General features: G+C 50.8%; 10 protein-coding genes and 2 pseudogenes. 3 read left to right on the top strand and 9 right to left on the bottom strand.

Annotated elements, in window-relative coordinates; genetic code table 11:
• Window positions 1-160, bottom strand: a pseudogene (locus C8R14_RS11035) (IS481 family transposase); the annotation flags it as partial.
• A 95-nt stretch (window positions 161-255) separates the two neighbouring features.
• On the opposite strand from C8R14_RS11035, the pseudogene C8R14_RS11030 reads away from it, so the two are divergent.
• Window positions 256-1,034: pseudogene (locus C8R14_RS11030) on the top strand (DUF5995 family protein).
• A gap of 121 nt (window positions 1,035-1,155) precedes the next feature.
• On the opposite strand, the gene C8R14_RS11025 reads toward C8R14_RS11030, so the two are convergent.
• Complete coding sequence (locus C8R14_RS11025; protein WP_011634899.1) at window positions 1,156-3,555, bottom strand: S8 family serine peptidase; 2,400 nt, start codon at window positions 3,553-3,555, stop codon at window positions 1,156-1,158.
• Between the two features lie 279 nt (window positions 3,556-3,834).
• On the opposite strand from C8R14_RS11025, the gene C8R14_RS11020 reads away from it, so the two are divergent.
• Window positions 3,835-4,407: a DUF6697 family protein gene (locus C8R14_RS11020; RefSeq protein WP_041353545.1), complete on the top strand. Its 573-nt coding sequence runs from the start codon at window positions 3,835-3,837 to the stop codon at window positions 4,405-4,407.
• 19 nt (window positions 4,408-4,426) lie between these two features.
• Window positions 4,427-4,663, top strand: coding sequence for a hypothetical protein (locus tag C8R14_RS11015; protein WP_041353546.1), 237 nt, complete (start codon window positions 4,427-4,429; stop codon window positions 4,661-4,663).
• Window positions 4,664-4,838: 175 nt separating this feature from the next.
• On the opposite strand, the gene C8R14_RS13580 is transcribed toward C8R14_RS11015, so the two are convergent.
• The 7 genes from C8R14_RS13580 to C8R14_RS10985 all read right to left on the bottom strand — a co-directional run bounded on the left by C8R14_RS13580 (window position 4,839) and on the right by C8R14_RS10985 (window position 11,434).
• Window positions 4,839-4,979 (bottom strand): hypothetical protein, encoded by a 141-nt coding sequence (locus tag C8R14_RS13580; protein ID WP_160803561.1) that lies wholly within the window; start codon window positions 4,977-4,979, stop codon window positions 4,839-4,841.
• A 140-nt stretch (window positions 4,980-5,119) separates the two neighbouring features.
• The gene (locus tag C8R14_RS11010) at window positions 5,120-5,848 is read right to left on the bottom strand and encodes a lysophospholipid acyltransferase family protein (protein ID WP_011634901.1); all 729 of its coding nucleotides are present in this window, start codon (window positions 5,846-5,848) and stop codon (window positions 5,120-5,122) included.
• Window positions 5,848-6,390 (bottom strand): D-glycero-beta-D-manno-heptose 1,7-bisphosphate 7-phosphatase, encoded by a 543-nt coding sequence (gene gmhB / locus C8R14_RS11005; protein ID WP_011634902.1) that lies wholly within the window; start codon window positions 6,388-6,390, stop codon window positions 5,848-5,850. The genes C8R14_RS11010 and gmhB overlap by 1 nt, the downstream gene beginning before the upstream one ends.
• A 26-nt stretch (window positions 6,391-6,416) precedes the next feature.
• A complete protein-coding gene (gene glyS, locus C8R14_RS11000; RefSeq protein ID WP_011634903.1) occupies window positions 6,417-8,564 on the bottom strand; it encodes a glycine--tRNA ligase subunit beta in 2,148 nt (715 codons plus the stop codon).
• Complete coding sequence (locus C8R14_RS10995; RefSeq protein WP_011634904.1) at window positions 8,561-9,484, bottom strand: glycine--tRNA ligase subunit alpha; 924 nt, start codon at window positions 9,482-9,484, stop codon at window positions 8,561-8,563. Before C8R14_RS10995 ends, glyS begins: the two co-directional genes overlap by 4 nt.
• 32 nt (window positions 9,485-9,516) lie before the next feature.
• Window positions 9,517-11,010 (bottom strand): apolipoprotein N-acyltransferase, encoded by a 1,494-nt coding sequence (gene lnt, locus C8R14_RS10990; protein WP_011634905.1) that lies wholly within the window; start codon window positions 11,008-11,010, stop codon window positions 9,517-9,519.
• A 55-nt stretch (window positions 11,011-11,065) separates the two neighbouring features.
• Window positions 11,066-11,434 carry a DUF6164 family protein gene (locus C8R14_RS10985; RefSeq protein ID WP_011634906.1) on the bottom strand — a complete coding sequence of 123 codons (369 nt, stop codon included), beginning with the start codon at window positions 11,432-11,434 and terminating at the stop codon, window positions 11,066-11,068.
• Between the last annotated feature and the right edge of the window lie 120 nt (window positions 11,435-11,554).

Raw genomic sequence — 11,554 nt, 5'->3', positions numbered from 1 at the left:
TCGGTGCATCGTGGGTGAATTCCCGCTTCCGCCACTTCGCTACCGTTTTTGGATTAATCCCATGCCGCTTGGCCAGAACATTCAGACTCTCTTGACTATTTTGTATCGCTCGACGCACCGCCACTGTCGTGCGGGCGCTTCCGTGTAATATCTGTCCCATAAATCATCCCTCCGTAGCTGGTTATATGTTACACCGGCACACCGTGGGACTAAACATCTAAAACCGGTACCTGATGAAAATTAACAGGAGAGAATATGTCCACCACACGCTTTCCCGCCTCAATCGCAACACCCGCAAGAACAATCGACGACGTTACTCACCAATTAACCGCCATTATTGAATGGTCAAAGCAGAATAATTCCCGCACAGGTTATTTTGCAGCGCTCTATCGCAAGGTCATCATCCAGGCCAAAAAAGAATCGAGGAAGGCTTGTTCGATGACGGGCCACGCATAGAACGTCTGGATGTAATTTTTGCCAATCGTTATCTTCAAGCCTGTTATCAGTACCAGACGGGACAGACGCCAACCCGATCCTGGGTACGCGCCTTTGATGAAACCAGGCATTGGTGGCCCATCGTCCTGCAGCATTTATTACTGGGCATGAATGCCCATATCAACCTTGATCTGGGTATTGCTGTTGCAGAAACGGTGCCACCCGCAGAATTACCCGGCCTGAAAAGCGATTTTGACAAAATCAATCAAATCCTGGCCAGCCTGGTGGGCGGCGTGCAAAACGAACTGGCCGAGATATGGCCAACGCTGCGATTGTTGAACCGTTATCTGGGCAGTGTGGACACATCCCTGATCAATTTCAGTATGGTAAAAGCGCGTGATGCTGCCTGGTCATTTGCTGAGACCCTGTCGCCCTTAACTCTGGAACAGCGTCAACAGGAAATTGCGGACAAGGATAAAGCCATCGCTCTGTTTTCCAGCGTGATTTCTCACCCTGGTTTTACCGCTTCTTTCCTGAATAAAATAATCCGTCTGGGCGAACGGGGAACAACCCGCCAGCATATAGAGATACTGGAGTAATCTTGCAAAACCAGAACATCCATCCAATACGGGCAATATCGCTTTGCAATGTTGTGTCTAAATGTTTTTTAGACAACCCTAAAACAATCCAAATAAGTTCTGCAATATGATCCATTCACAATCAGGTATTCATGATCATTTTCACCAGATTAGGTATGCCTTTCCCTTGAATGTAAGGATCACGGGCCAGATCAGTGCAGTGCTGCAGTAGCAGCGCCTTGACACGATCGGGATAGCCGATAAATTCTCGCCGGGCGGAAAGAAAAGCTGCCAGCAACCCCGAGACATGCGGAGTGGCCATGCTGGTACCACTCATTTCCACGTAAGCATTGCGCACGGTGAGCTTGCCCTTCGGCCACTGATGCCTTGCTGAAAGAATATTTTCGCCCGGTGCGACCAGATCTGGCTTCATGCGTCCGTCCGCTGTCGGGCCACGTGAAGAAAAGTAGGAAATACCGTAGGTATGAGGATTGGTTTTATGCACCGAGCCGACGGCGATGGCTTCCTCAAGGTTAGCCGGATCACCGATAGAAAGATCCATGTTGGCCGATATCACACCATTGACTGAATCGAGCAGCGCATAGCCTTCGTTGCCAGCCGCAAGGCATACCAGCACTCCCTGACGCCAGAGCCGCCGCAGCTCCTGGCACAGCGGGGTATGACCACATCCAAATACACTGGGATCGAAATTACCACCCAAACTGAGATTCACACCGTGAATTATCAATTTACCGGCTCGTTCATTCAGTTCTGCAATGGTATCGAGTGCTTTGATGATAAAAGCATCTTCCCCGCTGCCGCTGTCCTTGAATACCTTGAAACCATACAGCTTTGCCTCGGGTGCCATGCCCTGCTGATCTATGGAGGTCGGGTCTTTTGCGTCACGCGGCAGTGTCAATCCACCGGCGATGATTGCAGCGACGTGGGTACCATGGCCATTGCCATCCAGCGTGCCAAAACCGCTATCTCCTGGTTTCAGTTGCCTGGGACTGCCACTGCCTGTGCAATCCCACTGTGCAATGACGTTGCTGTGTGCCTTGAAATGCGGGTGGTTGGCAGCGATTCCGGTATCGAGCACCGCCCAGGCGATATTCCGGCCACAAGCACTATAACCGAGATTAGCCGGGCGTACCTGAATGGTGTGTACCGACTGATAAAGCAGTGCACGTTTGACAGCATTGCGCCAGACGCGGTCAATTTTCAGTGTGCCGCAGTGTGAACGCAATTGCTCGATTTCGCTGCGAGTCAAATCAGCCGAAATAAAGCGCTGCATGAGCTGGATGCGGCCATCTTCACGTTTGGCACCATTGAACTCCAGCACTTCATTGATCAGGGTTTCAAGGCGGCTACGTACCTCGTCCAGCGGCGTGCCATTGCTATCATCCGAAACCAGCTGAATCAGCGTTGGGTGTCTTTGTTCGCGATGACTATCTTCGATATCGTCAACCAGATCTTTCATCAGAATATTGCGGCCCACCGGGTTACTAAAGGTGGGCCCGGCGGTCTGGCGAACAGTCTGGCGAACGATATCAAGCGACAGATAGCCTGTACCCGAATGCGGATTGGATTCCCAGTCCGGGTTAATCATCAGTCCGGCGTGATTTTCAACTTTCACGTCACGACTGTTGGGCTGATAATCGTTTTCCAGATGTGAATCGAGTGCGACCGGATCAAGACGCTCGGCAACATTCAGCCAGTGATCAACACATTCCGGTACCGCAAGCGGCTTGCCGGGGTCGATTTTGCCCAGCACATCCTGCACTTCCTGAATGCCCAGCGGCGAGCCAATAGTGATGAACAGGCGCACATCACAGTCAGCCTTCTTCAACTGGCGCAATACATGGTAGGCGATCATTGAACCCTGGCTGTGGCCGATCACAATAAAGGGGCCGCCGCCCACGTCCAGACGATCGCGTAACGATTGTTCCATCAGGCCGCGCTTGTGCTCATCAAAAAAGAAATCCTGTACATCCTTGAGAAATAATTTGGTAATACGCCGGGTGATCCACAACCGTACACTTTCCGGTAACGGCAGCACCTTCACATCAACTCCGCCGGGTTGTTTTTCCCCTTTGCGCAACCGCTCTTCCAAGGCTGTCATGATCTTGCGCTCAGCAGAGCTCAGCTTGGTTTCCGGCTCCAGACCAAGTTCCTGCAGAGCTTGTGCGCTCATTCTGTCCACACTCCCCGAGAGCGTGTCTTTGTCGGCACAACTACCTTTTTCAGGTTCAGGATAACGATTACGATCCACCCAATACGCCATGCGAGTGCGATCTCCCATTGGTGCGCCAAACAAGGCCGTATCCCATTGGCACTTCAGGACTGATGCTATCGGTTTGTTGTCAATACCATGGATATAGACCACCGTACCGATTTCCGGTGAGCTACCTTCCTTGTTCAATATTGACGGAAACTCTACGGTTAAGTTGGCCCCAGAGCGAAAAAGTACCATGAAGGGGCTGGATGATTTACTACCGCCTGTTTTACTATTGGAACGGGAACCTCGTTTTTCTGTGGCCATGGTCTTTTCTCTCTATCTGAATTGCCCTGATTGCTACCAGAGCCATCTGGTCGAAATAATGCCAATCAAATAATACGCCCTGTCCGTGACAGACAGGAATCTATTTTGTGACTGTAATTTCTTGAATAAGCTGCAGCACTAAAAAATACGCAGAATTCACCAGCAACATCAAGGCTGAGCACTCACATATTCATCAGAAATAACCAGATATATCTGTTGACATCTTTCACATAATAAAAACACAATGTGAACTTTATTCACACGTAACAAGGTTAATAAATGGAACTTGTCGGTACAAGCGAGATTGCTGCACTCGCTTCAACCAGTCGATCTGCCGTCAGTAACTGGATTGCGCGAAATCCATCTTTTCCCAGGCCTGTTGCTGATCTTGCCTGTGGGCAAATTTGGGATAAGCGAGATATTAAAAAATGGTTATTACAAAATGGATATTTGAAGGAGGATGGAATGAAGGCAATTGACGATCTCGTAATTGGTGAATTGTACACACATGATTTTATCTGCAAAACTTTTGGTGGTGATGCCAAGAGTGGCACTTATCTGCCACAGAGCCAGCAAACCATTCTATGTGGCTGTTTCACAAATACGATGAATCCCGAGGCACCCGATGTTGTCCTGGTTGGCGGTGGCCCCAGAATAATGAGGAAAGCGGAAAAGCTCGCGGCTCAAGGCGGAGCTATTCCAATTTTTATGAAGCAAGGTACAAATCAGTGGGAATACATGGGTAAATATGAATTCATTAAACTCTCAAAGAACCCGGCTGATTTTGAATCCAAAGCGATAGCAGCAGATCGTAATGACGTAGCGGCAGCCCTTTTTTTTCATCCCATCTGATTTTCAGGAGAAAACTGATATGTTTCCACGTGAAATTATTATAAAAAACAAAGGAGTAGAAGAAAAAATAAACTTCTCTGATTACAGAATTCCCTTATCAGACAGGCTTTTCGGAGCTTTGGCGTGTGCTGCTGATGCTGGTTGGTGGATACTTGTTGCCTGTCTTAAGCTGGCCGTTATTGGATTAATATTAAATGTGTCATTCCTAATGGCTATTCTTCAGTCAGCCAGAAAAGCAAACAGGAGAAGTCGGTGATTCAGTGCTCCTGTCCAACATGTGGATCAAGAAATACAAAATCATTGAAAATTATCTACGAATCAGGGCAAAGAACGGGACGCTCAAGACGCAGATCTGTATACGGATCATTTTCCGGATCTCTATGGGCCGGACTTTCCACAACTGAAAGCCATTCATCGAGTCTGATTGCTGCTCATGCCGCACCTTCTGCTCCAGTTGTACCATTTTCCTGGTCATCCATCGGTGTTCCACTCTTCATCGGAGTGATATTTTTCGATTGGCCAGGCTGGATAATACCGGTTGTTATGTTCAGCTTCGCTATTCTATATGGCATCAGCGATATTTATGCGCAACAGCTCAATGCAATGAATGATTGGCACAAAAAGTTCCAATGCTTACGTTGTGGTACGGTGTTTAGACCTGTGGAAAGCGGTATAAATTAAATAATCCCCGACAAAGCTGGGGACTACTTAATTATTTGATTGGTCTGTTTACTGAACAACTGATGCGCGTGGTTTCGGCTTCGATCCATGCTTCCACCCGGGCCATCAGTTCGCCAGCTTCGATTCCGTTTGGATCGATCGGCTTGCCAATGCTCAGAGTAATGGTGCCGGGATATTTGATGAAGGAATTTCTGCCCCAGAATTGTCCAGCGTTATGCGCTACCGGCACAGCCAGTGCACCCGTATGCACCGCCAGCCAGGCACCGCCGATACGGTATTTACCTTTTTTACCCGGCGGGATGCGCGTCCCTTCAGGAAAGACGACGATCCAGAAATTCTGTTGTAACCGCTCCCTCCCCTGCTCCACGATCTGCTCCAACGCCGCCTTACCGGCACTGCGGTCGATTGCAATCGGGCTGGTCATGGCCAGCCCCCAGCCAAAGAATGGAATACGCAATAGTTCTTTTTTGAGCACCCATACCTGTGGCGGAAAAATCTGCTGCAAGGCCAGTGTTTCCCAGGCGGATTGATGTTTGGAAAGAATAATTGACGGCTGCACCGGAATGTTTTCCCGTCCCAGCACTTCATAACGTAGGCCACAAATGGTGCGCAGCATGAACAACATCAGTCTGGTCCAGCCATAGGTGACCTGATAGCGGCGATGCGGAGGTAGCGGAAAACATGCCAAGGCAAATAGCGCATATGGTGGCGTGATGATCGCCTGCAGCAGCATATAAATCAGGGAACGTAAACCAGCCATTACAGTGCCTGTATTTCGAGACTGTCCACCACTGCCGAAAGATCCGGGTAAATTTGCGTTCCCACAGGCAGATCGTCGTTCGCCAGCGTGGCCTGGCCCTTACCGGTCAGTACCAGTACCGGTACAGCACCTGCTTTGGCTGCAGCCTGCAGATCGCGCAGAGAATCGCCCACGACGGGCACATGGCTGAGTTCAACGCTGTAGCGTTGCCGGATTTCCTTGAACATGCCGATGCCCGGCTTGCGACAAACACATTTATCATGCTGAGTGTGCGGGCAGAAAAACAGGGCATCCAGCCGTCCACCTTCCTGCTGCACAGCACGAAACATCTTGTCATTGATTGCATTGAAGGAAGTCATGTTGAGCAAACCACGCCCAATGCCGGATTGATTGGTGGCAGTCACCACTCGATAACCGGCGTGAGTCAGCCGCGCAATCGCTTGCAAGCTGCCTGTCATCGGTTTCCACTCATCAGGCGTCTTGATAAGCGTATCACCCCGCTGATTAATGACACCATTCTGGTCGAGAATAATCAACTTCATTTATTTACTATGCATTCTCAAGTCATTCAGGCAGCTAGCCGGGAAATATCTGCTACACGATTCATCGTTGCCTGTAAGGCTGCCAACAGGGCCAGACGGTTACGCCGCAACACTTCATTTTCATCATTCACCATCACCTGGTCAAAGAAAGCATCAATCGGCGCTTTCAAGGCAGCGAGCATTTGCAGGGCAGTAACATAATCACCCTTCTGGAAGGCGTGCCGGGCATCGGATTCTATTTCAGACAACGCACGATACAGAGCAATTTCAGCCGGCGCCTGCAAGCAGGCCTTATCAATGCTGACCGTGGCATCAAATTCCGATTTTTTGAGGATGTTGCTGACCCGCTTGTTGGCAGCTGCCAGACTGGCTGCTTCAGGCAAGGCAGTAAATGCCCGCACAGCAGCTAGTCTCCTGGGGATTTCACACAACAGGGAGGGCCGCAGATTCAGGACAGATTCTACCTCCTGAACAGTGTAGCCTTGATCACGCAGGCTGCTGGCAAGACGATCGTAAAAGAAATCCTGCAACTGTTCTGTCAGTTGTGGTGTTACCGGACGGGCATGGCTTGATTCTGGGCCTTGTTCCCCGCTGATTTCATCCCGCAGTACACCAGCTGCGCGTGAAATCAGCACATCCAGTCCGATCGGTAGATCTTTCTCGATAAGGATGCGGATTACACCCAGTGCATGTCGCCGCAGGGCATAAGGATCCTTGTCCCCTGTCGGGAATTGGCCAATACTGAACAGGCTGATCAGCGTTTCCAGTTTGTCAGCCAGTGCCACACAGATACCCGTCATGCTGCGTGGTAATGCATCCCCGGCAAAGCGCGGTTTGTAGTGATCCTCAATAGCGAAGGCAATGGTTTCATCCACACCTTCGCGCTGAGCGTAATAACGCCCCATAATGCCTTGCAGCTCGGGAAATTCTCCAACCATATCAGTCAGTAGATCGGCCTTGGCCAGCATCGCAGCCTGATTCGCCTGTGCAGGCAAGTCGCCGTTGTCCAGCAACTGTCCGATAATTTGCGCCAAGGCACGTACATATCGGGTACGTTCGCCCTGTGAACCGAGTTGATGATGGTAGATCACCTTGTCCAGATCGGGCAGACGTGAAGCCAATGTTCGTTTGCGATCGTGATCAAAGAAAAATTTTGCATCCGCCAGTCTGGAACGGATGACGCGCTCGTTACCCGCAATGATCTGCCCTGGATCAGCCGGCGTGATATTGGAAACAATCAAAAACCGATTGGTCAGTTTTCCATCAGCATCCAGCAGGGGGAAATATTTCTGGTTAATTTTCATGGTGGAGATCAGACATTCCTGCGGCACTTCCAGAAAATCTGCTGAAAATGTTCCCATCAGAACATTGGGGCGCTCTACCAGCGCCGTCACCTCATCCAGCAAAGCTGCATCCTCGATACACTGCAATTGTGCTGCACGCGTGGCAGTCTCCAACCCTTCCCTGATGCGGCTGCGACGACGATCAAATCCCGGAATAACGGTTCCTTCTGTTTCCAGGATGTATTCATAGTGATCTGCATGATCAATCACCAATTCCGCCTGTTTTGCTTCAAAACGATGCCCCCGGGTGGTGTTACCAGCAGCGAACCCTAAAGCGCTGATCGGCACAATCTGCTGTCCATGCAGGGCAATCAGGCCATGTGCCGGACGGATAAAGTGCACATTCTCCCAGCCATCATCCAGCTGATAGGTCATCATCTTGGCAACCGGCAACTGGCGAATGGCCTCATCCACGGCTTTTTGCAACCCTGCCGCCAGCAGGATTCCGGTAACGCTCTGTTCCAGGAACAACATCTCTGCCTTGCCTTCCTGTACCCGCTTGAGCGCGGAGACAGCAACATTTTCCACTCCCAATGCAGCCAGTTTTTTATGCAGCGCCGGAGTGGGCTGTCCTTGCGCATCCAGCCCGACTGCCACCGGCATCAGTTTGAGGGTGACGATCTGATCTGGTGCCTGGACAGAAATAGCAGTCAGATGCACCGCCAGCCGACGGGGTGAGGCAAAAACAGTCGACACCGTGTCCGGCGTGGTCAAATACTGTTGTTTTAGACTATCAGCAATTAATGTGGCAAATGCATTGCCCAGTTTTACGAGTGATTTGGGAGGCAGTTCCTCGGTCAGCAACTCAATTAGCAGACTTTCAGTCGTCATGCTGATCCTACCTGATCCAGGGTTTGAGCAACCCATTCACGTGGTGCCAATGGAAATGGCGGCTGCAGACGCAAGCGACTGTCGTAGTAGGCTTGTGCCACCCGACGCGACAGATTGCGAATACGGCCAATATAGGCCGCGCGCTCGGTCACTGAAATCGCCCCACGCGCATCCAGCAGATTGAAAGTATGCGCAGCCTTCAGTACCTGTTCATAAGCAGGCAACGCCAGTTGTGCATCAATCAATCGGTTGGTCTGTGTTTCCAGTTTGCCGAAGGAAAGCAGCAAAAATTCGATATCGCTATGCTCAAAGTTATAGGTGGATTGCTCTACCTCGTTTTGATGATAGACATCGCCGTAAGTCAATCCCTCCGTCCAGAGCAGATCAAATACGTTCCCCACACCTTGCAGATACATGGCGATGCGCTCCAAGCCGTAGGTAATTTCACCCGTGACCGGACGGCAATTGATGCCACCTACCTGTTGAAAATAGGTGAACTGGGTAACTTCCATGCCGTTCAGCCATACTTCCCAACCCAGCCCCCAGGCACCAAGCGTGGGATTTTCCCAGTCATCTTCTACCAGACGCACATCATTTTGCTGCAAATCCAGCCCCAGCATCTGCAGTGAGCGGAAATACAGCTCCAGAATATCCCGTGGCGCGGGTTTCAGAACAACCTGAAACTGGTAGTAATGCTGCAGACGGTTGGGGTTGTCACCATAGCGACCATCCTTGGGACGGCGGGAAGACTGCACGTAAGCAGCACGCCACGGCTCCGGCCCCAAGGCGCGCAGAAAAGTTGCAGTATGGCTGGTACCGGCACCAACTTCCATATCATAGGGTTGCAGCAAGGCGCATCCCTGCTGCCCCCAGTAGTGTTGAAGGGTAAGAATAATTTCCTGGAAAGTGGGGGTAGGCATGTCATAGTAGCTTGATAATGAATCGGGGCATTTTACAGAGTTTTGCGCTTGCCGGAAAATGCCGCCAAGCAACCGGTAAGTAGCAGCAAACCAATTAACCCGAATAAGAGACTGTTACCCAGGCGCACATAGGGCGTGGCCCCGCCAAAGCCCTGCGCGGCGCTGTGCAAACCGGCAGTGGTGAACATCTCCAGCTGCTCCAGTACCTTGCCCCGCTCATTGATGATGGCAGTGACTCCGGTATTGGTGGCGCGCAGCATGTAACGGCCGGTTTCCAGCGCACGCATCTGCGAAATCTGCAAATGCTGATGCGGGCCGATGGAATGGCCGAACCAGGCGTCATTGCTGACATTAACCAGTAGACTAGCCTGCGGCAGCTGCATGATGATTTCTTCGCCAAACACATCTTCGTAGCAAATATTGACAGCCACGCGCTGCCCGGCCAGATTCAGCGGCTGCTGATCCAGCCCGCCGCGTGAGAAATCCGATAACGGAATATGCAGCACATCGATCACCCAACCAAATATCGGCTTCAGCGGAATGTATTCACCAAACGGAACCAAATGATATTTACGATAACTTTGCTCGGGTGAAGCACCGAAACTGAACATGGTGTTGTAATAACTGTCCCCCGCCGGGGAACGTTCCACCAGGCCGATCAGTACATCGCCCTGACGGGAGCGAGCGTGTTCGGTCAGCAATCCCAGATAATCCCGTGGTGCCTGTTCGTAATACAGAGGAAACGAAATTTCCGGGGTTACAATCAATCTGCTCGGACTTTCCTGCACCAGCCGGACATACGTCCGCATGGTGGCGGCTAGATGCTCCGGCTCCCATTTCATGTTCTGTGGAATGTTGCCTTGCAACAAGCTGACGGTCACCGGCTCGCCTTCCGGTTGAGTCCAATGTATTTGTTGCAAGCTGAAACCAATGATCCAGACACTGCCCAGCCATAGCCAGAAACGACGGTTTTGTCTGTTTTCCAACCAGCAGGCCAGCCAGGCGGCGCTCAGCATCAGCAACAGCGATATGCCATACACGCCCACAATCGGCGCAAAGCCTGCCAGAGGACTATCCGGCGCTTGTGAATAACCGACTGCCAGCCACGGAAAACCGGTGAACAGAGTACCGCGCAGCCATTCCATCAATGCCCAGAGTGCTGCCACCACTCCCGGCCACGCCCAGGAGGCACGAAAATACCGCAGCGCTGCGATCCCGCCAGCCAGTGCAGGAAATAATGAAAGATAGGCACATAACACGATCAGCGCCCGCACTGCCAGCGCAGGCGCCATATGACCAAAATCATGCAGACTGACGTAAAGCCAGGTCACTCCTATGCCAAACAGACCCATGCCAAATGCAAACCCGGTTGATGCTGCTTGCATGGGTGTTCTGCTTGTGCGCCAGAGCAAGGCAAGCAACACCAGTGTGGCAACGGGTGCCGGATAAAAATAAAAAGGGGCAAAGCCGGTTACTGTCACTCCACCCAGCAGGAAGGCAGCAATCAGCCTGTAATAACCGTTCAATTTATTGACACTCCGGCTAAATCACGAGAAGAAAAAGGAAAACAAGGCTTGATTTTTACTGTTTTCCCAGTTCAGAGATGAATTTGAAAGGGATGTATAACAAGGCGTACACCACAAAAAGATAGGCAATAAAGGCAAAAGGATTTTCCCGGAAACTGTCAATGATCGTTTTATGCTTGCCTTCCCGTTTGAGGCGATCATATTCCTCACGCACCCGCGCACTGCGCTCAACCTGGTAGGTATCCAGCAACTCCCGTGCCTGCTCGTATTGAGATTCTTCACGCACCCATAACGCTGGCATGGAAATTCCCCAGTTACCGGCCGTGGTTTCATAAAAATCAATCTGATGCTCGCTCAGCAGCACCCGCACCTCTTCCGCCTCATCATCCGGCACATTTCTTAATTTAAATAGCAGTTTTGACATTTGCCAATAAAATCCTACAAGATAAACTCGAATTCTCTATCAGAATGAAGCTGCTGTCTGCAGCAATAATTCGTATCATGCATATATCATCACTGATAAATTCTCTTCCTGGTTGATAAT

The organism is Nitrosomonas eutropha, assembly GCF_003201195.1.
Lineage (GTDB): Bacteria > Pseudomonadota > Gammaproteobacteria > Burkholderiales > Nitrosomonadaceae > Nitrosomonas > Nitrosomonas eutropha.
The sequence above is the reverse complement of the archived record's forward strand: the minus strand, read 5'-3'. Positions and strand labels throughout refer to the sequence as shown.

Bases quoted from the DNA above. Each gene is read 5' to 3' on its own strand.
- C8R14_RS11025 (WP_011634899.1), bottom strand. From the start codon at position 3,555: ATGGCCACAGAAAAACGAGGTTCCCGTTCCAATAGTAAAACAGGCGGT.
- C8R14_RS11020 (WP_041353545.1), top strand. From the start codon at position 3,835: ATGGAACTTGTCGGTACAAGCGAGATTGCTGCACTCGCTTCAACCAGT.
- C8R14_RS11015 (WP_041353546.1), top strand. From the start codon at position 4,427: ATGTTTCCACGTGAAATTATTATAAAAAACAAAGGAGTAGAAGAAAAA.
- C8R14_RS13580 (WP_160803561.1), bottom strand. From the start codon at position 4,979: ATGCCATATAGAATAGCGAAGCTGAACATAACAACCGGTATTATCCAG.
- C8R14_RS11010 (WP_011634901.1), bottom strand. From the start codon at position 5,848: ATGGCTGGTTTACGTTCCCTGATTTATATGCTGCTGCAGGCGATCATC.
- gmhB (WP_011634902.1), bottom strand. From the start codon at position 6,390: ATGAAGTTGATTATTCTCGACCAGAATGGTGTCATTAATCAGCGGGGT.
- glyS (WP_011634903.1), bottom strand. From the start codon at position 8,564: ATGACGACTGAAAGTCTGCTAATTGAGTTGCTGACCGAGGAACTGCCT.
- C8R14_RS10995 (WP_011634904.1), bottom strand. From the start codon at position 9,484: ATGCCTACCCCCACTTTCCAGGAAATTATTCTTACCCTTCAACACTAC.
- C8R14_RS10985 (WP_011634906.1), bottom strand. From the start codon at position 11,434: ATGTCAAAACTGCTATTTAAATTAAGAAATGTGCCGGATGATGAGGCG.